The following is a 25,094-nucleotide window of genomic DNA, read 5'->3' as shown; positions in this document are numbered from 1 at the left end:
GGACTGACTGGTTCATCTAAGATGGAGGGGTGACTGAGGAACGAGAGCAGCGACGGGTACGCAGCGACGGACAGGCCACTCGCCGAAGGCTGCTCGATGCCGCGGCCCGGGAGTTCGCCGACCACGGCATCGCCGGAACCAGGGTGGATCGCATCGCGCAACAGGCACGGGCGAACAAGTCCCAGCTCTACTCCCACTTCCCGAGCAAGGAGGCGCTGTTCGACGCGGTGCTGGCGGAACACGTCGATGCGTTGCTCGACGCCGTCCGGCTGACCCCGCACGACCTGCCCGGCTACGCGGTTCGGCTGTACGACGCCTATCTGGCCGATCCGGCCCTGGTACGGCTGGCGACCTGGAACCGCCTGGAGCGCAGGCCCGTCGGAGCACTGTTCCCGGGCAGCGACGACTCGGCGAAGATCGCCGCGCTCGTCGAGCGCCAGGAGGACGGCACCCTCAACTCCGACATCGACGCCCAGGACGTCCATTCCATGGTCATCGCGATGGCCATGACGTGGTCAGCCGCCAGCATCACCACCACGGGAACCGCCTCGGAGGGACAGCAGATCCACCGCCGCCGCCGGGCCTCCCTGCACGAGGCCGTGCGCCGCGCCTTCGTCGGCCGACCCGACGCGTGAGACAGTCGGGCGTATGCGGTAAGCGGACGCCGCGACTCCCAGAGGGCGCTCTGAGAGATCGTTTAGGTATGAATCGTGCGTCAAGTCGCCCTCGCGATGGGGCGGAAGGTTCCCGTCAGTGCGGAGCTTCCAGGCACCTCAGGCTGTGCACGTTGGCGATGAATACGGCACGGGACTCCCGGTCCCTTCGGTGTTCGCCCGTCACCGGTCAAGAGACGTGCGGGCCGCCGAGGTAGCGCCCGTCGGCGTCGAACGGCCAGGCGTTCGCGACGCATCCCTTCAGCCCCTTGATCTGCTGCATCATCACCGGTGCGGGCCGGCCCGCACCGGGGCAGGTCTCGTGGCCGTGCCCGATGCGGTGCCCGACCTCGTGGTTGATGATGAGCGCCCGGTACTCCTCGATCGGCCCGTCGAACTCCGGCGAACCGAGCAGCCAGCGGCGCAGATTCACCACCACGGTGCGGCCGACACTGCAATTGACCTCACCGTGCGTGTCCAGGCCGGCCGCGCCGCACAGGCAGTCCACCGTGTGCGGCGTGGCGATTTTGACGACGAAGTCGCGCGGCCCCGAGGCCACGAGCCGGAAGGAGTTCACGCCGTCGCTGCCCCAGCCGCGCGGTTCCCCCAGGATCCCGGCGATCTCCCGTGCCGCAGCGTCCGCCACGACGCCGCTGCCGTCCTCGACCTGCACCTGGTACCTCCGCAGCCGCGCTCCCGTACCGACCACCCGGCCTTCGGCGGCCGCGGTGACGAACGTGCCGGGACCGACCACCGGCACGGAGACCGCCCTCCGGTCTTCGTGCTCGGTCTGCGACGCTGCGGCGGGGGTCCGCAAGCAACGGGCAACGGCTCGCACAGTCTTGCTGTGCCGCCAGAGGCCGTACGCACTCCCACAGCTCAGCAGCACGCCCCCTGCCACCAGCCAGGCGAGCCACGTTCGCCCCGTCCGGCTCCGGACGGCGCGCTCCTGACCGGACCCCCACCGCCGCACAGACCACACCCCCCATGGTTCAGACCAAGACGTCGAGCTTAGTCGACCCACACGTCCTGCCCAACGGGCCCCTCGGCTGCCTCATCCGGGGCCGGGGCTTCGGCGTCGGCGGTGAGCCGGTCGTCCTCGGCGATGCGATGGTTCAGCGCCTCGTCCTCGGCCCTGCGCTCTGGTCGTGTCTGCCAGACCGGTACTCCCTGGCCCCTTCAGACGTCGCCTCGCGTGACCTTCGCGGTCGCAAGGTCGATACTGCCCTTGCAGGACGCTTGTCGGCCTGTAGTCCGAATCGCCGCGAAGACCTGACGCAGCGTCACCGAAGTCAGCATTGAGTCGGCATCAGTACCGAACTAGCCTCCACCACCCTGACCAGCAGATACGCTGGTCAAGCGCCCATCTGCTATCTGCCTAGGAGATACCGTTGAGGATGCTCATCAACGTCCCCGAGACCGTCGTCGCTGATGCGCTGCGCGGTATGGCCGCCGCCCATCCCGAGTTGACCGTGGACGTCGATAACCGGGTGATCGTGCGGCGGGACGCACCCGTGTCCGGGGAGGTGGCCCTGGTGTCGGGGGGCGGGTCCGGGCACGAGCCGCTGCACGGCGGGTTCGTGGGACCCGGGATGCTGACGGCCGCCTGTCCGGGTGAGGTGTTCACCTCACCGGTGCCGGACCAGATGGTGCGGGCCGCGGCGGCCGTTGACAGCGGGGCCGGGGTGCTCTTCGTCGTCAAGAACTACACCGGTGACGTGCTCAACTTCGACATGGCCGCCGAACTGGCCGAGGACGAGGGCATCCAGGTCGCGAAAGTGCTGGTCAACGACGATGTGGCGGTGACGGACAGTCTCTACACGGCCGGGCGGCGCGGCACGGGCGCGACCCTGTTCGTCGAGAAGATCGCCGGTGCGGCGGCGCGGGAGGGGCGTCCGCTGGAGCAGGTGGAGGCGATCGCCCGCCGGGTCAACGAGAGCTCGCGCAGTTTCGGGGTGGCGCTGAGCGCCGTCACGACGCCGGCCAAGGGCAGCCCCACCTTCGACCTCCCCTCCGGGGAGCTGGAGCTGGGCATCGGCATCCACGGGGAGCCCGGCCGGGAGCGGCGGCCGATGATGACCTCCGGCGAGATCGCCGACGCCGCCGTGGACGCGGTGCTGACCGACCTCGGCCCGCGCAACCCCGTCCTGGTCCTGGTCAACGGCATGGGCGCGACGCCGCTCCTCGAGCTGTACGGCTTCAACGCCGAGGTGCAGCGGGTACTCGGCGAGCGCGGCGTGGCCGTCGCCCGCACCCTCGTCGGCAACTACGTCACCTCCCTCGACATGGCCGGCGCCTCGGTCACCCTGTGCGAGATCGACGAGGAGCTGCTCGGGCTGTGGGACGCGCCGGTCAGTACTCCGGGCCTGCGGTGGGGCATGTGACGGCCGACGGGGGAAGAATCGCGAGGTACCTACCAGGCAAGGAGATCCTGTGCTCGACGCCGACTTCTTCCGCCGCTGGATGACGGCGGCCACCGCGCTGGTCGACCGCGAGGCGGACCGGCTCACGGCCCTCGACTCGCCCATCGGCGACGCCGACCACGGCAGCAATCTCCAGCGCGGCTTCACGGCCGTGGCCGCCACGCTGGAGAAGGAGGCACCCGACACTCCCGGCGCCGTCCTGATCCTCGCCGGGCGCCAGCTCATCTCCACGGTCGGCGGCGCCTCGGGGCCGCTGTACGGGACACTGCTGCGCCGTACCGGCAAGGCGCTCGGGGACTCCCCCGAGGTGAGTGCCGATCAGCTGGCCGAGGCGCTGCGGGCGGGCGTGGACGCGGTCCGGACGCTCGGCGGTGCGGCCCCGGGCGACAAGACGATGGTCGACGCCCTGGTGCCCGCCGTGGACGCGCTGGGCGACTCCTTCGCGGCGGCCCGCACGGCGGCCGTCGAGGGGGCCGAGGCGACCACGCCTTTGCAGGCCCGCAAGGGCAGGGCGAGCTATCTGGGCGAGCGCAGCATCGGGCACCAGGACCCGGGGGCGACCTCGTCCGCGCTGCTCTTCGTGGCGCTGGAGGAGACGGCCGGTGAGTGACGAGAAGCTGGTGGGGATCGTGCTGGTGTCGCACAGCGCCGCGGTCGCCGCGTCGGTGGCGGAGCTGGCGAAGGCCCTGTCGGGCGGTGCCGGAGCGGTGGCAGTCGCCCCGGCGGGCGGGACCGCGTCCGGAGAGTTCGGCACCAGTTCGGAACTGGTCGCGGCCGCCGCCGCGTCGGTGGACCGGGGCGCGGGGGTCGCCGTCCTCACCGACCTGGGCAGTGCGGTGCTCACCGTCAAGGCGCTGCTCGCCGAGGGTGACGAACTGCCCGAGAACACCCGTCTGGTGGACGCGCCCTTCGTCGAGGGCGCGGTGGCGGCGGTCGTCACGGCCTCGACGGGCGCCGACCTCGCGGCCGTGGAGGCGGCGGCCGCGGAGGCGTACTCCTACCGGAAGGTCTGAAGGCACCGGCCGCCCGCTCAGCCCCCTTCCACGAACCGCCGTGCCAGCCGCTCCCCCGTCTTCTCGGCCGCGGCCGTGTCCTCGACGGGTTCGACCTCGCTGCCCTTGAAGACGATGTACGTCACGTCGGAGGCCACGCCGCCGCCCTCGGGGTCCGCCGGGATGCCGAGGGAGCGTGCCGCCGCGTAGGAGGCCTCGCCGATGAGGTCGCTCGGGCCGACGTCGCCGACGACCGCGTACCGCACCCGGTCCCCGTGGACGAGGGCCGCGAGCGATCCGCCGCGGACGTCGTCCTCGCGGTGGTCCCAGGTGTCGCTGGGTCCGGGCACCACGACGTACGGCAGGCGTTCGGCGTCCAGCGGGCGGCCGTCGGACCCGGTGTACGCGGTGGCGGGGCTGAAGTGCGGGTCGGTGCCGCTGTTGCACCGGTCGCCGGGCCGGCCGTCGCAGTCGACGTCCAGGTCGGCCTTCCAGTACACGGCCTCCTTGGTGCCGCAGACCGGGATGTCCGCCGGTGCTCCGGCGTCGCTGCGGTAGCGCCCGCGCGAGACGGGGTCGCAGTCCCGCACCCTGGCCAGCAGGTCGGCGGCACGGACGGGGCTCCCGCTCCCGCCCCGCTGCGAGGAGCCCCCGGCCTCCTGGCCGGAGTCCGTGCGCAGCCGCACGTGGGGCGCGGGCTGCCCGGCCGGGACGTGCGGCACGGGGCCGATCCTGACTCCGGACCGGTCCGCGCGCAGGGGCCCCGTCCGGTCCGGCGCACCGGGCAGCAGCAGCCGCGCCGGCGGTTCGGGAAGCGGCGGGGGCGAAGCGCCGGGGAACGTCGTGGGGGCGAGCAGGGCGGCGCTGGCCGCGACCAGTGTCAGCGACTGGACACGCACGATGTGGCCTCTCCTCGGGGGCATGGACGGGCACTCGGCCTCATCTGTCCCCGAAACGCCCGCGCGACCACCTTTCGCAGGGCCAGACGGTGCACGCCCGCCGAACGCCCGGCGCGTCGGGGGTGCGGGACCGGGGGCGGGCGGGCCGGGCCTGTTCCGGCTCCGGCCCGCCCGGCCGCCCGCGCCGGCGCGGGATGGCGACGACAGCGGTCCACGCGCCACCGGCCCGAACTTCCCCGGTGATGAAGGGAGTTCGGCCGTGATGTCACTCAGCATACGTAACCGTTCCGAGTGGTCGTCACCCACGACCCTCTTGATGTGACCGCGTCACGGGCGTCATATTGGTCCGGACTTTTACAGCCCACCGCCGTCTAACCGGCGCCGCAGGGGAGGCAGAGCCGTGCGCGAGGTTCCCGTTCCCCCTCTCCCGCGCCGGTTCGCCGGGTTCGCCCTGCTCTGCGGGACGCTCCTCCTGCTCACCTCCTGCGGCTGGGGCCCGGGCGGGGACGGGGACGGTGCGGGCGGAGCGCTGCCCGGAGTGCCCACGGGCGTCACGGCCGAGGCCGGCAGCGCGACGACCGCGCACGTGATGTGGAACGCGGTCGACGACGTGCGGACCTACGCGGTGTACCGGGGCGGCACGCTGGTGAAGGAGGTGCCGAAGTCCGAGCGGATGGTGGACGTCACCCGGCTGCGCCCCTCGACGGCGTACGTCTTCACCGTGCGGGCGCGGGACGCCGAGGGCCGGCTCGGGCCGCCCAGCCGGGAGGTGCGGGCGACCACTCCCGCCGCGGTGGCCGACGACTCCGCTCCGACGCGCCCGGGAGACGTTCACGGCCGGGCGGCGGGCAGCCGGGCGGTGCAGCTCACCTGGTCGGCGGCGAAGGACGACCGCGGTGTCGTGTCGTACGACGTCTACCAGGGCGACACGAAGGTGCACAGCGTCGGCGGCAACCAGACGGCGGCCGTGGTGACGGGACTGCGGGCAGGCACCCGCTACGCGTTCACCGTGCGGGCCCGGGACGCCGCCGACAACGTCTCCCCCGCGGGCGCCGCCGTCCGGCTCACCACCCCGGGCACCGACGACGGACACGCCACCGCGCCCACGGACCTGCGCGCCGCCTCCCACCGGACCGACGGGGCGTACTACCTGGACCTCTCCTGGGTCCCGCCGCGCACGGAGACACCGGTGACCGAGTACCAGGTCCACCTGGACGGCCGGGCGGCGACCTCGCTGGTCTACGGCGCCGACGCACCGCGCGACCGCGCCGAGTACAGCTTCTACGCCGGACGCGAGGCCGGGGTCGTGCACCGGGTGCGGATCCGGGCGCGGCTGGCCGACGGAACCTGGGGCGGCTTCTCGGCGGAACGGAAGGTGACGTTGGGGGCCGACGGCTGACCCGCCGCCCGGTCGGCTGCGGCCCGGCCCGGGGAAGCCCGGCCCGGGGAAGCCCGGCTCCGGGAAGGCGTCACCTGGGCGGTCGCGCTCCGCATGCGGGCACGGCCGGCGCCCTGTTGGCTGCCAGAGGGGGCACGGGCGTTCCCGACCCCGGCGGCGCAAGGGATGTACCGCCGACCGTGCCGCCGGAGGGCAGTCCACATGCGCATCTCATCGCCGCTTCTCCGCTCCGGCGCCACCGTGGCGGCCGCCGCCGTGCTGCCCGTCGCCCTGGCCGCCGGGCCGGCCCCGGCCGGGCCGGGGATCTCCGTGAGCACCACCGGGACCACGGTGTCGGTCAAGACCACGGCCTGCGCCCAGCTCAACGGCAGTTGGGGCACCGCCTCCCTGCTCACCAGCAGCCAGCGGGACTTCGCCCAGGGGCGTCAGGTGGCCCTGTCCGGCAGCGGTTCGGGCCAGTCCGCGGCCTGGTCGGGAATCTCGCCGGGGACGTACACGGTGATCGTCATGTGCTCCAACAACAGCACCGCGGGCACCCAGACGGTCATCGTCTCCTCGACCCCCTCTCCCTCCCCCTCGCCCAGCCGCTCGGCCACTCCCACCCCGTCCGCCTCGCCCGGCGGCGTCATGGGCGGTCTCGGCGGTGCCGTCCAGGACTACGGCACGGCCACCCTGGTGGCGGGCGGCGCGCTGGTGGGGGCCGGCGTCATCGCCGGGGCCTGGTTCCTGCGCCGCCGCTCGAAGCCGTACCGGTTCTGAACGGGCACCGGCGGAGGCTGTCAGGCCGGTTCGTCGCCGGGCAGTTCGGCGAACTCGGCCAGCGCGTGCCCGAGCCACTGGGTCCAGAACGTCTCCAGGTCGATGCCGGCTCGCAGCACCAGGTGCCGCAGCCGGTCCTCGGTGCTGTCCCGGCCGGGCGGGAAGTCGCGCCGCTCGATCTCCTCGTACTCGGCCAACTGCCGCTCGTGCAGCTCCAGATGGCGTCGCAGGTCCGCCTCGACACCGGCGGTGCCGACCACGGCGGCGGCGCGCAGCCGCAGCAGCATGGTGTCGCGCAGGGGCTTGGGGTCCTGCGGGGCCGCGGTCCAGCGGGACAGCTCGGCGCGGCCGGCGGGCAGCACCTCGTAGGACTTCTTCTGGCCGCGGGCCGGCTGCTGGTCGGGCAGCGCGCGGATCAGGCCCTGAGCCTCCAGTTTTCCCAGCTCGCGGTAGATCTGCTGGTGCGTCGCCGACCAGAAGTAGCCGATCGACCTGTCGAACCGGCGGGTCAGCTCCAGCCCGGACGACGGCTTTTCGACCAGGGCGGTGAGGATCGCGTGCGGGAGTGACATGGGCTCATCCTAGGGACGGCCCGACCTTCGCCCGCGCTCCTCCCGCGCTCCTCCCGCGCTCCCTCACGCTCCTCCCGCCCCCCGTCCGTACCGTCCCCTACAGCGCCGCCGCCAGCTCGGTGCCCTGTTTGACGGCGCGCTTGGCGTCCAGTTCGGCGGCAACGTCGGCGCCGCCGATGAGGTGCGCGCGGTGGCCGGCGGAGACCAGGTCGTCGTACAGGCCGCGGCTCGGCTCCTGGCCGGTGCACAGGACGACGGTGTCGACCTCCAGCACGGTGGACTCGTCGCCGACGGTGATGTGCAGCCCGGCGTCGTCGATCCGGTCGTAGCGCACACCCGGGACCATGGTGACGCCGCGGTGCCGCAGCTCGGTGCGGTGGATCCAGCCGGTGGTCTTGCCGAGCCCGGCGCCGACCTTGCTGGTCTTGCGCTGGAGCAGGTGGACGGTGCGGGGCGGCGCGGGGCGTTCGGGCGCGGCGAGGCCGCCGGGGGCGCGGTAGTCGGTGTCGACGCCCCAGAGGCGGAAGTACGTCTCCGGGTCCTCGTGGGCCTTGTCGCCGCCGTCGGTGAGGTACTCGGCGACGTCGAAGCCGATGCCGCCCGCGCCGAGGATCGCGACGCGTTCGCCGACCGGGGCGCCGTCGCGCAGGACGTCGAGGTAGCCGACGACGGAGGGGTGGTCGACGCCGGGGATGTCGGGCGTGCGCGGGGTGACGCCGGTGGCGACGACGACCTCGTCGTGGCCGGTCAGGTCGTCGATGCCGACGCGGGTGTTCAGGCGTACGTCGACGCCGTGCGCCGCGAGCTGGGTGCGGAAGTAGCGCAGCGTCTCGTCGAACTCCTGCTTGCCGGGGACCTTGCGGGCGACGTTGAGCTGTCCGCCGATCTCGCTCGCGGCGTCGAACAGGGTGACCTCGTGGCCGCGTTCGGCGGCGCTCACCGCGCAGGCCAGTCCGGCCGGTCCGGCGCCGACGACGGCGACGCGCTTGCGGCGCCGGGTGGGGGACAGGACCAGCTCGGTCTCGTGGCAGGCGCGCGGGTTGACCAGGCAGGAGGTGATCTGCCCGCTGAAGGTGTGGTCCAGGCAGGCCTGGTTGCAGCCGATGCAGGTGTTGATGGCCTCGGAACGGCCGGCCGCGGCCTTGGCGACGAAGTCGGGGTCGGCGAGCATCGGGCGGGCCATCGAGACCATGTCGGCGGTGCCCTCGGCGAGCAGCGCCTCGGCGACCTCGGGGGTGTTGATGCGGTTGGTGGTGACGAGCGGGACCGACACCTCGCCCATGAGGCGTTTGGTCACCCAGGTGTAGGCGCCGCGGGGCACGGAGGTGGCGATGGTGGGGATACGGGCCTCGTGCCAGCCGATGCCGGTGTTGATGATCGTGGCTCCGGCTGCCTCGACGGCCTTGGCGAGGGTGATCACCTCGTCGAGGGTGGAGCCGCCGGGCACCAGGTCGAGCATGGACAGGCGGTAGACGACGATGAAGTCCTCGCCGACGGCCTCGCGCACCCGGCGGACGATCTCGACGGGGAAGCGGATGCGGTTCTCGTACGAGCCGCCCCAGCGGTCGGTGCGGTGGTTGGTGCGGGCGGCGATGAACTCGTTGATCAGGTAGCCCTCGGAGCCCATGATCTCGACGCCGTCGTACCCGGCCTCGCGGGCGAGGCGGGCGGTGCGGACGTAGTCCTCGATCGTGCGCTCGATCTCGGCGTCGGTCAGCTCGCGCGGCACGTGCGGGCTGATCGGGGCCTGGAGCGCGCTCGGGGCGACCAGGTCGGCGTGGTAGGCGTAGCGGCCGAAGTGCAGGATCTGCAGGGCGATGCGGCCGCCCTCGCGGTGCACGGCGCCGGTGACGACACGGTGCTGCTCCGCCTCCGCCCCGGTGGTGAGCTTGGCGCCGCCCTCGTACGGGCGGCCCTCGTCGTTGGGGGCGATGCCGCCGGTGACGATCAGGCCCACTCCCCCGCGGGCCCGGGCGGCGTAGAAGGCGGCCATGCGCTCGAACCCGCGCTCGGCCTCTTCCAGACCGACGTGCATGGAGCCCATCAGGACCCGGTTGGGGAGCGTGGTGAAGCCCAGGTCGAGCGGGCTCAGCAGGTGCGGGTAACGGCTCATCGGGCCCTCCGTGCGGGGTGTGGTGCCTCTGTTGTAGAGGACCGCCGCGCCTTTGTGCAACTAGTTGCACAAGGACGCGGCGTACGCCACACCGGCGCCGGCGGGCTCCGTCAGCGGCTCTCGAGCCGTACGTGCAGTTCCCGCTCCTGGTCCCCGGAGGCCTGACTCAGGTCGTGCACGGTGAACAGGGAGTCCAGGGTGGTGCGCAGCCTCTCGATCGCCCAGTAGCCGCCCTGCGCGTCGGCCTCCACGGACGCCCCGAGCCGGGCGGGGTCGCACTCGCCGCCGCGGGAATCGGCCATGTCGAAGGTGCCGAGCCACACGGTCGGACGCACCTCGTCGTACTCCCGGGTCACGTCGCCCGCGTGCCGGTCGGAGGAGAAGCACGCGCACAGGGTGTCGAACACGGTCCGGGCGTCCTCCTTGCTGCATCCGCTCAGCTCCACCGAGACGGACTCCGGATGCAGTCGCTCACCGTCCATCGTGATCGCTCCCTCTCGTGGTCGTGACCGAAACCGCTCTCGCCGATACCACCAGAAAAGCACCACCGGCGGCCCGGCGCGAAGGGGACCGGGTCAGCCGCGGGTGAACCGGTACGTCTTGCTGTCCGTGAGCACGCAGAAGCCCGGCGACACGACGATCACGCGCAGGGTGCCGGTGCGCCGGTCGTAGTCGATGCCCTCCGCCTCGAAGCCGCCCGAGCAGGCGCTGCGCAGGGGCAGCTGCCGCAGCGCGGTGACGTGTCCGGTGACGTCGGCGGTGCCGTTCGGCGCCGCCGACAGGTCGATCCGCAGAAGCGGCTTGGTGATGCCGAACAGCGCGCCCTCCGGGTCGTCGGAGGAGCACAGCAGCGTGGTGGCGTCCAGGAAGTCGCAGCCCTGGACGTCGCGCACGGCGTGGTCCAGGTGGACGGTGGCCGCCTGCGGAAGGTTCTCCGAGGGAGAGGTGGCGGGGTTGACGCCCGGGTTCGGGAAGACCAGCAGCCGGTTCATGGTGCCCCACTCCCCCGCCAGCATCCACTGCCCGTCGGGCGAGACGGCGGACCACGAGTTGTTCAGCGCCTCCCCGGGGCTCAGCGTGTGCACGTACTCCGACCAGCTCCCGTCCGGTGCCTGCACGCGGAACATCTTCGTGTTCCCGTCGTCGCGCTGGTACGGCTCGACGTAGTGGCCGTCGTAGGACGCGTCCGGGTCGCCGACGTGGTTCCAGCCGCGGGTGCTGAGGCCGAACGGGATGGTGCCGATCCCGGTGTAGCGGTTGGGGCTGCCGGCCGGGACCTCGACCGAGGCCAGGCCCTGGCTCTCGGTCAGCGGGTCGGCCCGGTCGGAGCCCACCTCGGTCCAGGTGTCGGCGGTGCGGGCGTCTGCGGCGGGGGCCGAGGCGTCTGCGGCGGGAACCAGGGCGTCTGCGGCGGGAACCAGGGCGTCCGCCTGTGCCGGACCCGCGAGGGCGACGGAGAGGGCGAGGACGGCGAGTCCGGTCAGGACGGTGTGACAACGTTGCCGGGCGCGCAGGGGCATGGGGGCTCCTCGGTGGGGGTGACCGGGCGGCACGGGCGGGCGGGAGACACTCGGCGCACAGTCTGGACCGTCCATGGACGGCATGTACAGACCAACTCCGGACGCGCTTCGTGCGGCGGCCCCCGGCCTGCCGGGAGATGCTGGGAGGAGACGGCGGAGCCCCGGCGGAACCGGCCCTGCACGCGATGGAACGCGGTAGAACAGGGGGGCGGTGTCGAAGGGCGTGCCGCGTCGGACGGTGAAGGCGGGGCGTGGGATGGGTGCAGCGGGGTCTGCCGGGTTCGCGGGCGAGCCGTCGCCTCGCGGCCCCGTGCGGCCCAGCGGCCTGCTCGACCTGCTGAACGTGGCCTCGATCGTGCTGGACACCGAGGGCCGGATCGTCCTGTGGAGTCCGCAGGCCGAGGAGCTGTTCGGCTGGTCCGCCCCGGAGGCGCTGGGGCAGTACGCCGCCCGCATCATGGTCCACGAACGTCATCTCGACCTGGTGGTGCGGCTGTTCGAGGACGTCATGAAGACCGGCCGGAGCTGGGCGGGCGCCTTCCCCGTCCGGCACAAGGACGGCAGCACCCGGCTGGTCGAGTTCCGCAACATGCGGCTGCTCGACGACCGCGGCGGCGTCTACGCCCTGGGGCTCGCGGCCGACCGGTCGACGGTGCGCCGGCTGGAGCGGGACGTGGCCCTGTCCACGAGGGTGATCATGCAGTCCCCGATCGGGCTGGCCGTCCTGGACACCGACCTGCGGTACGTCTCGGTCAACCCGGCCCTGGAGCGGCTCAACGGCATCCCCGCCGAGGAGCACCTCGGCCGGACGGTCCGTGAGCTGCTGCCGCAGGTGGACGCCGACCCGCTGGAGGCGGCTGCGCGCGAGGTGCTGGAGACCGGGCGCCCGGTGGTCGACCGGCCCGCGACCGGACGGACGCCCGCCGACCCGGACGAGGAGCACACCTGGTCGGTGTCGCTGTACCGGCTGGAGGACTCCCTGGGCGCCGTGCTGGGGGTGGCCGTCTCGATCGTCGACGTGACCGAGCAGTACCGGACGGCCGCCGAGGCCGAGGGCGCGCGGCGCCGGCTCGCCGCCGTGGCGGACGCCTCCGCCCGGATCGGTACCACGCTGCGGCTGGACCGTACCGCGTACGAGCTGGCCGACGTGGCGGTGGCCGGCCTCGCGGACCTCGCCGCCGTGGATCTGCTGGACGCCGTGGTGGAGGGCCGCCGCAGCACCCTGGGGCCGGCCGAACCGGCGGTGATCAGGGCGCTGGCCGTGCGCGCGGACGACGGGGCCCGGGACGCCCTGCGGGCCGCCGACCCGCCCGGCGGCGTCGCCCGGTACGGACCGGACCGCCTGGTCACCGAGTGTGTGCGCACCGCCCGGCCGGTGCTGGTTTCCCGGGTGACGCGGGAGGACCTGGGACGCATCGCCCGCTCGCCGGAGGCGGCCGAGCTGCTGCGCCGGGCGGGCGTTCACTCGTACCTGGCCGTGCCGCTGATCGCGCGGGGCGAGGTGCTCGGCGCGCTGGATCTGAAGCGGATCTCCAACCCGCTGCCGTTCGACGAGGACGACCTGCTGCTGGCCCGGGAGCTGGCCGCGCGGGCGGCGCTGCAGATCGACAACGCCCGCTGGTACCAGAACGCCCGCGACACCGCCCTCACCCTCCAGCGCAGCTTGCTGCCCAGCCATCCGCCGGTGACGGGCGGTCTCGAGGTCGCCTCCCGGTACCAGCCGGCCGGGGGCACCAGCGAGGTCGGCGGCGACTGGTTCGACGTGATCGAGCTGGCGGGCGGCAGGACCGCGCTCGTGGTGGGCGACGTGATGGGCAGCGGCATCGCGGCGGCGGCCTCCATGGGGCGGCTGCGCACCGCGACGAACACGCTGGCCGCCCTGGAGCTGGACCCCGCGCAGCTGCTCGGACACCTGGAGCGGACCACGGCGGGCCTGGACCAGGCCATCGCCACCTGCCTGTACGCCGTCCACGACCCGCACCTGCGGCAGTGCCTGATCGCCAACGCGGGGCACCTGCCCCCGGTCCGTCTGCGCGCGGGCAGGCCGCCCGAGCTGCTCGACCTGCCCACCGGGGTGCCGCTCGGGGTGGGCGGCGTCGCCTTCTCCACCACCGAGGTCGGCCTGGAGCCGGGCGACCGGCTGGTGTTCTACACCGACGGCCTGGTCGAGACGCGCAGGCATCCGCTGGACGAGCGGCTGGACGCGCTCCTGGCCCTGCTGGAGGGCCCGGACCGCCCGCTGGAGGAGGTCTGCGACCTGCTGCTGCGCACCCTGCACGAGCCGGAGAACTCCGACGACGTGGCCCTGCTGATCGCCCGGGTCACACCACCGGCGCGGCGCGACGGCGGGACGCTCAGTCCCTGACGCCGATCACCACGTGGGCGTACAGCTCCTCGCAGACCGCGAGGCGGGGCGCCAGACCGGCCCTGGCGAAGGCGTCGATGGCGTCGGGTGCCTGGCGTTCGCTCGTCTCGACCAGCAGGCAGCCGCCCGGGGCGAGCCAGCCGGGCGCCGCGGCCGCGACCCGGCGCAGCACGTCGAGGCCGTCGGTGCCGCCGTCGAGGGCGGCCAGCGGCTCGTGGTCGCGCGCCTCGGCGGGCAGCAGGGCGACCTCGCCGGTGGGCACGTACGGCACGTTGGCCGCGAGGATGTCCACCCGGCCGCGCAGGGCGTCGGGCAGCGCGTCGAACAGGTCACCGGCGTACACCCGGCCGCCCGCGTCCGCGAGGTTGCCGCGGGCGCAGCGCACGGCCGCCGGATCGACGTCGGCGGCATGCACCTCGGGCCGGTCCAGGGCGACCGCCAGTGCCGCTCCGACGGCCCCGGACCCGCAGCACAGGTCCACGACGACGTGCGCGTGCGGTGCGTGGGCCAGGGCCTCGGAGACCAGGAACTCGGTCCGGCGGCGGGGCACGAAGACACCGGGCGCGACCGCGATGCGCAGGCCGCGGAACTCGGCCCAGCCCAGGACGAGTTCCAGGGGCAGGCCGCTGACGCGGCGGTCGACCAGCGCGGTGAGGCCGGCGGCGGTGCGGGCGGCGGTCAGGATGAGCGCGGCCTCGTCCTCGGCGAAGACGCAGCCGGCGGCGCGCAGCGCGGCCACGACGGCGTCGGGCGACGGAAGGGACGCGGAGAAGGGAGCGGAGGGCGCGGGGGAGGACGCCGGGGTGGGCGAAGCGGGGAGCGTGGGAGGCATGGAAGCCGAGAGCCTTTCGGGAACCGAAGGGCGCTCTCGCGGTCACTCGTCTCCGGCGACCGCACTGCGGTGAGGTGAGAGCACCCGGGCCGACACAGCGGTAATCGGTCTCACCTCCCGGTCGTCCGACGGCCGGGGCGGTCCGCGGCCGACGGACACACTACCCCAATGATCAGAGCCCGAGAGCTCCCGCGGGCGGTTGACTCCCGGGACCTCCCCGTCAAAGTTGTACTGTGCAACCAGCAACGCGGAGGAGGAGCTGTGACGGCTGCCGAGACACCGGACGAGACGACCGCCGTTCCCGGCGGATGCCCCGCGGACACGGCCGTGGAGACCATCCAGCGCGAGATGACGGTCTTCGCCCGCCGGGCCCGCGCCTCGGCGGGCCGTATGCACCCGGAGCTGTCGCTGGTGTCGTACACGCTGCTCGGGCATCTGGAGGAGCGGGACGGCCGCCGGGCCACGGACCTGGCCGCGCACTACGCCCTGGACAAGTCCACCGTCAGCCGCCAGGTGTCCGCGCTGGAGCGCGCCGGGCTGATCGAGCGGCGCGTCGACCCGGACGACCACCGCGTCCAGGTCCTGCATCTGACCGAGTCCGGACGGCACGTACTGGACCGGGTCACCGAGCGGCGGCGGGCCGCCTTCCGGGAGCGGCTCGCCGACTGGCCCGAGGAGGAGCTGCTCCGCTTCGCCGCGTACCTGGAGCGGTACAACGCGTGGCCGGACGCGGCCCCGGACCGGGAGCGGGACCGGGCAGCGCCTGCGGACACGTACGGTTGGACGAGTACGCACTGATCACGCCGGCCGCCGGCCACCCGCCCCGACGGCCCGAAAGGCCCCACCGCATGAACACCACCCGAGGCTTCACCGGGCGTCCGCGCGCCGCCCGGCCGGGGCTGCCGCCCGGCCAGTACGACGCGGGCGACGACTGGCCCGTGCTGTCCGCCGAGGTCACGCCCGAGATCGCGCCCGCCGACTGGACCTTCCGCGTGGGCGGTCTGGTGGCCGAGCCCCGCACCTGGGACCTGGCCGGGGCGCGCCTGCTGCCGGCCTCCGGGTACGCGGGCGACATCCACTGCGTCACCGGCTGGTCGAAGTTCGGGGTGCGGTTCGGGGGCGTGTCGCTGGACGCCTTCCTGGACTCGGCCGGTCCGCTGCCGTCGGCCACCCACGCCGTCGCCCACGCGCACACCGGCTACACCGCGAACCTGCCGCTCGCGGACCTGACCGGCGGACGGGCCTGGATCGTGTGGGAGTACGACGGGCGGCCGCTCGCCCCCGAGCACGGCGGTCCGGCGCGGCTGGTGGTCCCGCATCTGTACTTCTGGAAGAGCGTGAAGTGGATCGCGGGGCTCGAACTGCTCGACCACGACGAGCCGGGTTTCTGGGAGCAGAACGGCTATCACGCCCGCGGCAATCCCTGGGAGGAGCAGCGGTACTCCGGTGACTGAGACGGCCACGCCCACGACAGGGGCCTTCACTCCCTGGGCGCGGTTCGCCGTGCCCGGGCGCATCGAGGTGAACGGTGAGGTGGCCGGGAGCTGGCAGACCGCCACGCTCACCGGGATCCGCCGCGAGACGCCCCGCGCGTCGACCTTCCGCCTCGCCGTGCCCGGCTGGGCGGGCCACCTGCCCGGCCAGCACCTGATGCTGCGGCTCACCGCCGCGGACGGCTACCGGGCCCAGCGCCACTACTCGCTGGCGTCCGCCCCGGACGGGTCCGGGCACATCGAGCTGACCCTGGACCGGGTGCCCGACGGGGAGGTGTCCGGCTGGTTCCACTCGGTGGCGCGGCCCGGCGACGAGATCGAGGTGCGCGGCCCGCTCAGCGGCTTCTTCGCCTGGCCGGGTGACCGGCCCGCCCTGCTGCTCGGCGCCGGGTCCGGGGTCGTACCGCTGATGTCGATGGTGCGGCACCACCGGGCGCGGGGGCTCACCGTGCCGCTGCGGCTCCTGGTGTCCGCGCGCGGCCCCGAGGAGCTGATCTACGCCGGTGAGTTCGGCGCGGAGACGACACCCGTGTTCACCCGCACCGCGCCGGCCGGGACGCCCGTGGGCCGGCTGGCGTCCGCGCACGTGGCGCCGCTCCTCGCCGAGCCGCCCGCCGGCGGCTGGGAGGCCTACGTGTGCGGGTCGAACGCGTTCGCGGAGCACGCGTCGCGGCTGCTGGTGGCGGCCGGACAGCCGGTGGACCGGATCCGGATCGAACGCTTCGGCTGATCCCGCCCGGTTCGTGAGCGAGGCCCGCAGGAGTGGGTACCAGTCCAGTGCGGGCACTCGCACACGTGGCGCGACTCGAAGGCGCGACGGCCCCCGCGCTCGACGGCCGTCCGTCCGCTCCTCCGGTCGCGGTGATCGCGGGGAGGTCGACATGCGAACCCGGGTACGCGGCCGGCCCCGGCGGCGCAATCCGCTGCGGCGCCGGTCGGACGTCGTCGAGGCGTGGACCAAGGTGGTCGTCGCCCTCCTGCTGTTCGTGGGCGCGCCGGTGCTCGGCGCCGCCACCGCGTGGTGGGGCTACGGGCAGGCGCAGGCGATCGTCGCGGAGCAGCGGGCCGAGCGGCACCAGGTCCGTGCCACGGTGGTGGACCGCACCCCCGGCACCCTGTCGACGGGACAGCTCGGCGGACAGCACTCCTACCGTGCGACCGTCCACTGGAAGGCACCGGACGGCACGGAGAAGAGCACCACGGCGCGGGTGCCGGCCGACACCCGGCACGGTGAGACCGTCGACGTGTGGCTGAACTCCCGCGGCCAGAGCGTGCCCCCGCCGTCGGACGGTGCGGAGATCTGGCAGCACAGCGCCACCATCGGCTCGTTCACGACCATCGGGACGGTGCTCACGGTGCTCCTGGCGCACCGTGCCGTACGCGCGGTGGCCCTGCGTCACCGCATGGCGGAGTGGGATCGCGACTGGGCGCTCACTGAGCCGCAGTGGACCCACCGCCGGGCCTGACGGCACCCCCGCCCGCGCGGTTCCCGAGGGCGGCCGGACCTGGCGTTTCCGCGTGCCGCTCACGTACCGTGCGATCACCCGTACGGTCTAGCGCGTCTCTCCGCAAAGGCGGTTCTCGATGGCCCTGTTCGATCTTCCGCTCGACGAGCTCCGCGCCTACCGCAGTGCGTCGGCCGAGCCCGAGGACTTCGACGCGTTCTGGAGCAAGACACTGGCCGAGGCCCGCGAGCACGAGCTGGACGCCCGTTTCGAACCGGTCGAGACGGGACTGTCCACGGTGCGGGTGTACGACGTGACGTTCGCCGGGTTCGGCGGCCACCCGGTGAAGGGCTGGCTGATCCTGCCGGCCGCGGCGACCGAGCCGTTGCCGCTGGTCGTGGAGTTCGTCGGGTACGGCGGCGGGCGCGGGCTGCCGCACGAGCACCTGCTGTGGGCGTCCACCGGGCGGGCCCACTTCGTGATGGACACCCGGGGTCAGGGCAGCGCCTGGGGCGGCGGTGGCGGCACCGCGGACCCCGTCGGCGGCACGCCCGCGTATCCGGGGTTCATGACCCGCGGTCTGGACGCTCCGGAGAACTACTACTACCGCCGGGTCTTCACCGACGCCGTGCGCGCGGTGGAGGCGGCCCGTTCGCATCCGCTGGCCGACCCGGCCCGCACGGTCGCGCTGGGCGCCAGCCAGGGCGGCGGCATCACGATAGCGGTGGGCGGCCTGGTGCCGGACCTGGTCGCCGTCGCGCCGGACGTGCCGTTCCTGTGCGACTTCCCGCGCGCGACCACGCTCACCGACCGGCACCCCTACCGCGAGGTCGGCCTGTATCTGAAGACCCACCGCGGCCGGACCGGGGACGCGCTGCGCACGCTGTCCTACTTCGACGGCGTGCACTTCGCGGCGCGGGGCCGGGCCCCGGCGCTGTTCTCGGCGGCCCTGGAGGACCAGACCTGCCCGCCGTCGACCGTTTTCGCCGCGTTCAACGCCTGGACGCACGAGGACCGGACGATCGAGGTGTACGACTTCAATGATCACGAGGGCGGCGGGCCGTACCAGGAGGCCGCGAAGCTGCGCTGGCTGAGCCGCCACACCTGAGGCCGGTGGGTGGGGTTTCGGCCGAACCGGCGGACCGGACTTCCCTGCTGGTTTAGACCAATGGTAGTTCTGGTGGCGCACCGAGCCCGCGTGGCTACCGTACGTCATCAACAGGAGGCGCGGCATGGCCCGCACCACCCCGCACGACCCGCCCCCCGCCGATCCGGCACCCGCCGACGCCCCGCCGCCCCTGTACCGGCGGGTGGCGGACCAACTGCTCGGCGGGTTGCGCGACGGGACCGTCCCCCCGGGCGAACGGCTGCCCGGCGAGCGCCGGCTGGCGGAGCACTTCGGAGTCAGCCGGGAGACCGTGCGGCAGGCCCTGGACGTGCTGCGCCGCGACGGTCTGCTCAGCACCGACCGGCGGGGCAGCCACGTCGCCCTGCCGGGGCCGCCGGCCGGAAGTGCGGCGCCCCTGGTCTTCCCGGTCGGCGCCCGGGCGGCGGAGCCGCGCACCGGCGACCGTGCCACCGTCGTCTGGGGGACGCCGCCACCGGAGCACGCCGCGGCGCTGGGGCTGGTGCCGGGCCGGCCGACCCTGATGCACCACTACACGTCGGCGGCGGCCGGAGGCAACGGCAGGCGGACCGCGGTGACATCGTTTTCCGCCGTGGCACTGGCCGAGGTCGAGGAACTGGCCCGCTATCGCGACCGGGCCGACGGGGTCGCCTGCGCGCAGTTGCGGCGGGCCTACGACTGGATGCGCCGCGCGGGCCTGACACTGCATCACCGGGACACCATCACGCTCCAGCCCGACACCGCGTCGGTCCGGGTCGTGCGGCGGGTGCACGACCAGTACGCGCGACCGCTGGAGATCACGGACCTGCTGGTGGACACCCGGCAGGATGCCCTGGTCTACGAGTTCACGCTGCCGGCGGCCGGCTGACGCGTCGCCTACGGGAGTCGGCGGGCGACGACCAGCCGGACCCGCGGGCTGCCGTCGGGGCGGTGTCCGAACTCGGGCAGGTCGTGCAGGTCCGTCCGGAAGCCGGCCCGCGACAGCTCGCGGCCCACGTCCCCGAGCCGGAACGTCCGGTAGTACATGACGAACGGCGGCCGCCACAGCGCGTTGCGCACCCGCATCGCCGCGTCGAAGCCGAGCAGCGTCCAGTACCCCGGGGAGCCGGGCCGGGGCGGGGCGACGACGGGGAAGGCGAAGCAGCCGTCCGGCCGGAGCACGGAGCGCACCTGGCCGAACAGGCCCGGCAGTTCGCGGGGCAGGAAGTGCCCGAACGCCCCGAAGCTCACCACGAGGTCGAAGGCGGGGCCGAAGGGCAGGGCGCGGGCGTCCGCGCGCACCCAGGAGACCGCCGGACCCGGTGGCAGGGTGCGCCCGCGCGCGACCTCCAGCATGCCCGCGCTGAAGTCCACCCCGGTCACGCCCCGTTGGCACACCCGGGCCAGCACCTCGACGCCCGCGCCGGTGCCGCAGCACAGGTCGAGTCCGGCGGCGAAGGGCCCCAGCGGCTCCAGTCCGCGGGCCACGGCGTCCAGCACCCGGTCCGGCGTCCGGTACGGGGTGTGGTCGAACTTCGGGGCGAGCAGGTCGTAGCCGCGCTCGACCGAGGACAGTGCCTGGACGGCGAGTTCGCGCAGGGTGGGACCTTCGGGGCTGAACATCCGGTCAGCCTAGGGCCTGTCCGGCGGGCCCCGCGGGAGCGCGGCGCTCGTCGAGCACGGCGAGTACGCGCTCGCACCAGCGGGCGTTCTCCCGCTCGAACGTGATGCCGGCGGCCAGGGTGAGGTAGGGCCCGACGCGGTCGGCGTCCCGGAGGTGTTCCTCCTCGGTGCGGCCGTCCAGGAGGCGTTCGCGCACCCGCTCGTAGCGGGCGAGTTTGCCCAGCGCCCAGGCCCTTCGCTCCTCGACCAGGGCGCGGACCGCCGCCGGGTCGACGCCGTCCATGGCCTGCATCTTGATCAGGAACTCGTCGCGGATGGCGGTGGGCCGCCGGGTCGGCGCGGCGGCGAATGCGCCGAGCTGCTCCCGGCCCGCCCCGGTGAGCGAGAACAGCCGCTTGGTGGGCCTGCGTTCCTGCGGCACGGTCCGGGCCTCGATGAGTCCGTCGCCCGCGAGGCGCTCCAGCTCCCGGTAGAGCTGCTGCGGCGTGGCGGGCCAGAAGTTGGCGAGCGACACGTCGAACACCTTGGACAGCTCGTAGCCCGAGGCCTCGCCCTCCAGCAGGGCGGCCAGGACGGCGTACTTGAGAGACATGTCGACACGCTAGCAAGCATGGAGGTGTCCGACTACTCTACTCCGCACCTATTCATATAGTTGAGTATCAAGGAGGAGTTGCGATGCGGGCATTCCGCACGGCGGTGGAGGCACACGACATGGCCGCCGTCGAAGCACTGCTGGCCGACGACGTGGTCTTCACCAGCCCCGTCGTCTTCAAGCCCTACCGGGGCAAGGCGATCACGGCGGCGATCCTGCGCGCGGTCGAGCGCGTCTTCGAGGACTTCCGCTACGAGCGGGTCATCGGCGAGGCGGACGGCCGCGACCACGCCCTGCTCTTCACTGCGCGGGTCGGCGACCGCGAGATCAGCGGCTGCGACTTCCTGCACCTGGACGCGTCCGGCCGCATCGACGAACTGACCGTGATGGTGCGTCCACTGTCGGGCGCCCAGGCCCTGCAGGCGGCCATGGCCGCGCAGTTCGAGCGGATCGCGCAGGAGACGCAGGAGACGCAGGAGACTCGGACGCGTTCGGCGGGCTGAGCCCGGCACGGACATCGCGGAAGACGGAACAGACCGCGCACCGGCCGCGTTGCGGCGGGTGGGACGTGACGCGTCCCACCCGCACCGCCACGGCACACCGTGGTATGGTGCAGTCAGCACTTGTGTACGCCCGCCTTGATCGGGCGCCGGTGCCAGTTTCCCTTCGGTTCGCAGACCCGCCCGTCCTGATGCGACCGGCGCGTCCGCTTCTCAGCACGACCTCGTGAGCGGGGCCCCGTCCCCACCATGTCCGAGGTGCTGTTCCCCGCCGTCCGCAGGCGTGTCGTCCGACCCCTCGCGCGGCTCTCCCCTTCCTTCCGCATGTCCCATGCCCGTGTCCTCGAAAGGACCGACCACATGACCACCACACTCGAACACCCCCCTGTACAGCACTCCCCGGCCGACATCACGAGCGGTGTCCTCGACATCGAAGCGGGCGGCAAGGGGCGCCTGCGCGGCGAGAACCTCCAGCCCGAGCCGACCGACCCCGCCCTCTCCCCCGCGCTGATCCGCCGGCACGGGCTGCGCAGGGGCGACCTCGTCGAGGGGGTGTGCGGCGACCGGCGCACCCTGACCGACGTCGTCCGCGTCAACGGGCGTACACCCGACCCGCGGGGCCGACGGCGGCACTTCGCCGACCTGACCCCGCTGCACCCGCACGAGCGGCTGCGGCTCGAACACCCCGCGGCCGGTCTCGCCGGACGCGTCGTCGATCTGATCGCCCCGGTCGGCAAGGGCCAGCGCGGACTGATCGTCGCCCCGCCGAAGACCGGCAAGACCGTCCTCCTCCAGCAGATCGCCGCCGCGGTGGCCGGCAACCACCCCGGGGCCCGGCTGATGGTGGTGCTGCTCGACGAACGCCCCGAGGAGGTCACCGACATGCGGCGCTCGGTGCGGGGCGAGGTGTACTCCTCGACCTTCGACCGGAGCGCCAAGCAGCACATCGCCCTCGCCGAGCTGGTGATCGAGCGGGCCAAGCGGCTCGTCGAGGCCGGGGAGGACGTCGTCATCCTCCTCGACTCCCTCACCCGGCTGTGCAGGGCGCACAACAACGCCGCCTCCTCCGGCGGCCGCACGCTCAGCGGCGGCGTCGACGCCGGGGCGCTGCTGGGTCCCAAGCGGTTCTTCGGCGCGGCCCGCAAGACGGAGGAGGGCGGTTCCCTCACCATCCTCGCCACCGCCCTGGTCGAGACCGGCTCGCGTGCCGACGACTTCTACTTCGAGGAGCTGAAGAGCACCGGCAACATGGAACTGCGGCTGAGCCGGGAGCCGGCCTCCCGCCGGGTCTTCCCCGCCGTCGAGCCGGTCGGCTCGGGCACCCGGCGCGAGGAGCTGCTGCTGTCCGCTGCCGAGACGAGTGCCGTGCGCGGGCTGCGGCGGGCCCTGCTGGCCCGGGACGGGCAGTCCGGCCTGGAGACCCTGCTGGAGCGGTTGCGCCGGACGCCGGACAACGCCACGTTCCTGCGGCAGGTCCAGCCGACGCTGCCCGCCGGCTGACACCCGCCGACGGCACCGGCCGCCGACGGGACCGGCCGCCGACGGGACCGGCCGACACCGCCGCTCGGCCCGCGCTACGGCATCCGGGTGGTTGCGGGGCGGACCCGGCCCGGTCAGCGTGGCGGTGTGAGGGGCCGTTCCTACGTTTGCGGTATGACTATCGGATTCTCATCCCGGGCGGTTCGATCCACCTGCCTGCTCTGCGCGGCAGGACTGCTGACACTCGTGCCCGCCACCGCGGCCGCCCGCGCGGCGCGGCCGGACCCCGGTCCGCCCGGTAGTGCGGCGGCGGCCCCGTCGTCGCCGCTGTACCGCTCCGGCACACAGGTCCGGCCGCACCCCGCGGCGCCCCGGGTTCCCGAAGTCTCCGCTCTGTCCTGGGTCGTGGCCGACGCCGGTACGGGCGACGTGCTGGCGGCGAACGACGCGCACCGCGAGCTGCCCCCGGCCAGCACCCTCAAGACGCTGTTCGCGCTCACGGTGCTGCCCGCGCTGCCGGGCGGCATCCGGCACGAGGTGGACCCCGAGGACCTGTCCGGCATCGGTCCGGGCAGCAGCCTGGTCGGTGTGGTCGAGGGCCAGACGTACCGCGTCTCCGACCTGTGGAACGGCGTGTTCCTCAACTCCGGGAACGACGCCGTGCACGTGCTCGCCTCGCTCACCGGCGGCTGGAGCGCCACGGCGGCCCGGATGCAGGCCGAGGCCCGCGCGCTCGGCGCCCTCGACACCCACGTCCGCTCGCCCGACGGGTACGACGCCCCGGGCCAGGTCTCCTCCGCGTACGACCTGGCCGTCTTCGGCCGGGAGGGGCTGCGGCGCCCCGACTTCGCGCGGTACTGCGCCAAGGTCGACGCGATGTTCCCCGGCCGCGACGGGAGTTCGTACGGGATCATGAACACCAACCGGCTGCTCACCGGGGCCGACGGCGTGGAGCCGTACCCGGGGCTGATCGGGGTGAAGAACGGCTACACCAGCAACGCGGGCAACACGCTCATCGCCGCCGCCCGCCGCGACGGACGGACCCTGGTCGTCACGGTGATGAACCCGCAGGAGGGCGGCGGCCACGCCGTCTACGAGGAGGCCCGGGCACTGCTCGACTGGGGCTTCGAGGCGGCCGGCGAGGTCGACCCGGTGGGCTCGCTGGTCCCCGGGGGCGACCGGCCCCGGCAGGGACCGCAGGCCGTCCCCGTGGCGGTGACCGCGGCGAAGCCGGCCGAGGACGCTCCGGGCTGGCCGGAGACGGGCGCGATCCTCGGTGTCGCGGCGCTCGGCGCGGGCGTCATGGCGCTCACCCTGCGGCTCAAGCTCGTCCGGGACGACGGAAGTTGACCAGAGCGCCGGGCACGTTCAGAACACCGACAGCCCCGTGAGCGTCGTGAAGCGGTCCAGGGCCGCCACCCCGGCCACCGAGTTGCCCCGCTCGTCCAGGCCGGGGCTCCACACGCACAGCGTGCAGTGCCCCGGCACCACCGCGATGATGCCGCCGCCGACCCCGCTCTTGCCCGGCAGACCCACCCGGTGCGCGAAGTCGCCGGCCGCGTCGTAGGTCCCGCAGGTCAGCATCACCGCGTTGATCTGCTTGGCCCGGCTGCGGCTGAGCAGCCGGGTGCCGTCGGCGCGGATGCCGTGCCGGGCCAGGAAGCCGGTGGCCAGGGCGAGGTCGGCGCAGGACGCGGCGACGGAGCACTGGCGGAAGTACTGGTCCAGGAGCACCGGCACCGGGTTGTCGATGTTGCCGTAGGACGCCATGAAGTGCGCCAGCGCGGCGTTCCGGTCGCCGTGCGCGGCCTCGGAGGCGGCGACCTCCTCGTCGTGGGTGAGGTCCGGGTTGCCGCTCTCGGCGCGCAGGAAGGCGAGCAGTTCGCCGGCCGCGTCACCGGTGCGGGTGTGCAGCCGGTCGGTGACGACGAGGGCGCCCGCGTTGATGAACGGGTTGCGCGGGATGCCGTTCTCGTACTCCAGCTGCACCAGGGAGTTGAACGGGTTGCCGGACGGCTCGCGGCCCACGTGCTCCCACAGGGCGTCGCCCTCCCTGGCCAGGTCGAGGGCGAGGGTGAAGACCTTGGTGAGGGACTGCGCGGAGAACGGCTCCCGCCAGTCCCCCACGCCGTAGACCGTGCCGTCCGGTTCGGCGACGGCCATGCCGAAGCGGCGCGGGTCGCGGGCGGCGAGGGCGGGGATGTAGTCGGCGGGCCGGCCGCTGCCCGGGGTCCGCTCGATCTCCTCGGCGATGCGCTCCAGGACCGGCCGGAAGGTCGTCGGTGTGTTCATGATCGCCATTGTCCCTCCGGGCCGGTCCGGGCGGCGGG

General features: G+C 73.7%; 26 protein-coding genes. 16 read left to right on the top strand and 10 right to left on the bottom strand.

Translation table 11 applies throughout. The features are described from left to right. Positions 1–29 precede the first annotated feature (29 nt). Positions 30–635, top strand: a complete 606-nt coding sequence (locus tag ACH4D3_RS05550; protein WP_398316572.1) for a TetR family transcriptional regulator — start codon at positions 30–32, stop codon at positions 633–635. A gap of 208 nt (positions 636–843) precedes the next feature. Here the strand turns inward: ACH4D3_RS05550 and ACH4D3_RS05545 are convergent, their stop codons facing one another. Continuing rightward, complete coding sequence (locus ACH4D3_RS05545; protein ID WP_398316570.1) at positions 844–1,626, bottom strand: DUF3152 domain-containing protein; 783 nt, start codon at positions 1,624–1,626, stop codon at positions 844–846. 418 nt (positions 1,627–2,044) lie between these two features. On the opposite strand from ACH4D3_RS05545, the gene dhaK reads away from it, so the two are divergent. Genes dhaK through ACH4D3_RS05530 form a run of 3 tightly spaced genes read left to right on the top strand, consistent with a single transcriptional unit; the run spans position 2,045 to position 4,089 of the window. After that, complete coding sequence (gene dhaK, locus ACH4D3_RS05540; RefSeq protein WP_398316569.1) at positions 2,045–3,037, top strand: dihydroxyacetone kinase subunit DhaK; 993 nt, start codon at positions 2,045–2,047, stop codon at positions 3,035–3,037. Positions 3,038–3,086: 49 nt separating this feature from the next. Beyond that, entirely contained in the window at positions 3,087–3,686 is a 600-nt protein-coding gene (gene dhaL, locus ACH4D3_RS05535) for a dihydroxyacetone kinase subunit DhaL (protein ID WP_109028845.1), read from the top strand. Continuing rightward, on the top strand, positions 3,679–4,089 hold the full coding sequence (locus tag ACH4D3_RS05530) for a PTS-dependent dihydroxyacetone kinase phosphotransferase subunit DhaM (RefSeq protein WP_398316567.1): 411 nt from the start codon (positions 3,679–3,681) through the stop codon (positions 4,087–4,089). The genes dhaL and ACH4D3_RS05530 overlap by 8 nt, the downstream gene beginning before the upstream one ends. A gap of 17 nt (positions 4,090–4,106) precedes the next feature. Here the strand turns inward: ACH4D3_RS05530 and ACH4D3_RS05525 are convergent, their stop codons facing one another. After that, positions 4,107–4,967, bottom strand: coding sequence for a glycoside hydrolase family 75 protein (locus tag ACH4D3_RS05525; protein WP_398316565.1), 861 nt, complete (start codon positions 4,965–4,967; stop codon positions 4,107–4,109). Between the two features lie 400 nt (positions 4,968–5,367). On the opposite strand from ACH4D3_RS05525, the gene ACH4D3_RS05520 reads away from it, so the two are divergent. Then, positions 5,368–6,366 carry a fibronectin type III domain-containing protein gene (locus ACH4D3_RS05520; protein WP_398316563.1) on the top strand — a complete coding sequence of 333 codons (999 nt, stop codon included), beginning with the start codon at positions 5,368–5,370 and terminating at the stop codon, positions 6,364–6,366. A 201-nt stretch (positions 6,367–6,567) separates the two neighbouring features. Further along, positions 6,568–7,125: a hypothetical protein gene (locus ACH4D3_RS05515; RefSeq protein ID WP_398316561.1), complete on the top strand. Its 558-nt coding sequence runs from the start codon at positions 6,568–6,570 to the stop codon at positions 7,123–7,125. Between the two features lie 20 nt (positions 7,126–7,145). Here the strand turns inward: ACH4D3_RS05515 and ACH4D3_RS05510 are convergent, their stop codons facing one another. The 4 genes from ACH4D3_RS05510 to ACH4D3_RS05495 form a co-directional block, all read right to left on the bottom strand. After that, the gene (locus tag ACH4D3_RS05510) at positions 7,146–7,697 is read right to left on the bottom strand and encodes a PadR family transcriptional regulator (RefSeq protein ID WP_398316559.1); all 552 of its coding nucleotides are present in this window, start codon (positions 7,695–7,697) and stop codon (positions 7,146–7,148) included. 97 nt (positions 7,698–7,794) lie between these two features. Further along, positions 7,795–9,810 (bottom strand): FAD-dependent oxidoreductase, encoded by a 2,016-nt coding sequence (locus ACH4D3_RS05505; protein ID WP_398316557.1) that lies wholly within the window; start codon positions 9,808–9,810, stop codon positions 7,795–7,797. A gap of 110 nt (positions 9,811–9,920) precedes the next feature. Continuing rightward, on the bottom strand, positions 9,921–10,292 hold the full coding sequence (locus ACH4D3_RS05500; protein ID WP_398316555.1) for a hypothetical protein: 372 nt from the start codon (positions 10,290–10,292) through the stop codon (positions 9,921–9,923). Between the two features lie 93 nt (positions 10,293–10,385). Then, entirely contained in the window at positions 10,386–11,330 is a 945-nt protein-coding gene (locus ACH4D3_RS05495) for a hypothetical protein (RefSeq protein WP_398316554.1), read from the bottom strand. Positions 11,331–11,586: 256 nt separating this feature from the next. On the opposite strand from ACH4D3_RS05495, the gene ACH4D3_RS05490 reads away from it, so the two are divergent. Beyond that, positions 11,587–13,695, top strand: coding sequence for a SpoIIE family protein phosphatase (locus tag ACH4D3_RS05490; protein WP_398316552.1), 2,109 nt, complete (start codon positions 11,587–11,589; stop codon positions 13,693–13,695). Here ACH4D3_RS05490 and ACH4D3_RS05485 read toward each other — a convergent pair. After that, positions 13,685–14,527, bottom strand: coding sequence for a putative protein N(5)-glutamine methyltransferase (locus ACH4D3_RS05485; protein WP_398316550.1), 843 nt, complete (start codon positions 14,525–14,527; stop codon positions 13,685–13,687). The genes ACH4D3_RS05490 and ACH4D3_RS05485 overlap by 11 nt on opposite strands. Before the next feature lie 261 nt (positions 14,528–14,788). Between ACH4D3_RS05485 and ACH4D3_RS05480 the strand changes: the two genes are divergently transcribed. The 6 genes from ACH4D3_RS05480 to ACH4D3_RS05455 all read left to right on the top strand — a co-directional run bounded on the left by ACH4D3_RS05480 (position 14,789) and on the right by ACH4D3_RS05455 (position 19,459). Further along, a complete protein-coding gene (locus tag ACH4D3_RS05480) occupies positions 14,789–15,325 on the top strand; it encodes a MarR family winged helix-turn-helix transcriptional regulator (protein WP_398316548.1) in 537 nt (178 codons plus the stop codon). Between the two features lie 50 nt (positions 15,326–15,375). Further along, on the top strand, positions 15,376–15,981 hold the full coding sequence (locus ACH4D3_RS05475; RefSeq protein ID WP_398316546.1) for a sulfite oxidase-like oxidoreductase: 606 nt from the start codon (positions 15,376–15,378) through the stop codon (positions 15,979–15,981). Positions 15,982–16,030: 49 nt separating this feature from the next. Beyond that, complete coding sequence (locus ACH4D3_RS05470) at positions 16,031–16,750, top strand: ferredoxin reductase (RefSeq protein WP_398316669.1); 720 nt, start codon at positions 16,031–16,033, stop codon at positions 16,748–16,750. A 151-nt stretch (positions 16,751–16,901) separates the two neighbouring features. Beyond that, positions 16,902–17,486 (top strand): hypothetical protein, encoded by a 585-nt coding sequence (locus tag ACH4D3_RS05465; RefSeq protein ID WP_398316544.1) that lies wholly within the window; start codon positions 16,902–16,904, stop codon positions 17,484–17,486. Between the two features lie 118 nt (positions 17,487–17,604). After that, positions 17,605–18,573, top strand: a complete 969-nt coding sequence (locus tag ACH4D3_RS05460; protein ID WP_398316542.1) for an acetylxylan esterase — start codon at positions 17,605–17,607, stop codon at positions 18,571–18,573. 124 nt (positions 18,574–18,697) lie between these two features. After that, complete coding sequence (locus tag ACH4D3_RS05455) at positions 18,698–19,459, top strand: GntR family transcriptional regulator (RefSeq protein WP_398316541.1); 762 nt, start codon at positions 18,698–18,700, stop codon at positions 19,457–19,459. An 8-nt stretch (positions 19,460–19,467) separates the two neighbouring features. On the opposite strand, the gene ACH4D3_RS05450 is transcribed toward ACH4D3_RS05455, so the two are convergent. After that, complete coding sequence (locus tag ACH4D3_RS05450; protein ID WP_398316539.1) at positions 19,468–20,193, bottom strand: class I SAM-dependent methyltransferase; 726 nt, start codon at positions 20,191–20,193, stop codon at positions 19,468–19,470. A 4-nt stretch (positions 20,194–20,197) separates the two neighbouring features. Continuing rightward, a complete protein-coding gene (locus tag ACH4D3_RS05445) occupies positions 20,198–20,785 on the bottom strand; it encodes a PadR family transcriptional regulator (RefSeq protein ID WP_398316537.1) in 588 nt (195 codons plus the stop codon). An 83-nt stretch (positions 20,786–20,868) separates the two neighbouring features. On the opposite strand from ACH4D3_RS05445, the gene ACH4D3_RS05440 reads away from it, so the two are divergent. The 3 genes from ACH4D3_RS05440 to ACH4D3_RS05430 all read left to right on the top strand — a co-directional run bounded on the left by ACH4D3_RS05440 (position 20,869) and on the right by ACH4D3_RS05430 (position 24,114). Then, positions 20,869–21,288: a nuclear transport factor 2 family protein gene (locus ACH4D3_RS05440; RefSeq protein ID WP_398316535.1), complete on the top strand. Its 420-nt coding sequence runs from the start codon at positions 20,869–20,871 to the stop codon at positions 21,286–21,288. A 246-nt stretch (positions 21,289–21,534) separates the two neighbouring features. Next, positions 21,535–22,785: a transcription termination factor Rho gene (gene rho / locus ACH4D3_RS05435; RefSeq protein WP_398316533.1), complete on the top strand. Its 1,251-nt coding sequence runs from the start codon at positions 21,535–21,537 to the stop codon at positions 22,783–22,785. A gap of 153 nt (positions 22,786–22,938) precedes the next feature. Then, positions 22,939–24,114, top strand: a complete 1,176-nt coding sequence (locus ACH4D3_RS05430) for a D-alanyl-D-alanine carboxypeptidase family protein (RefSeq protein WP_398316531.1) — start codon at positions 22,939–22,941, stop codon at positions 24,112–24,114. An 18-nt stretch (positions 24,115–24,132) separates the two neighbouring features. On the opposite strand, the gene ACH4D3_RS05425 is transcribed toward ACH4D3_RS05430, so the two are convergent. Next, positions 24,133–25,065, bottom strand: coding sequence for a glutaminase (locus ACH4D3_RS05425; RefSeq protein WP_398316529.1), 933 nt, complete (start codon positions 25,063–25,065; stop codon positions 24,133–24,135). Positions 25,066–25,094: the final 29 nt, after the last annotated feature.

Origin of the sequence: Streptomyces sp. NPDC018026 (assembly GCF_044327745.1) — a bacterium.
Classification (GTDB): Bacteria; Actinomycetota; Actinomycetes; order Streptomycetales; family Streptomycetaceae; genus Streptomyces; species Streptomyces rubrogriseus.
The sequence above is the reverse complement of the archived record's forward strand: the minus strand, read 5'-3'. Positions and strand labels throughout refer to the sequence as shown.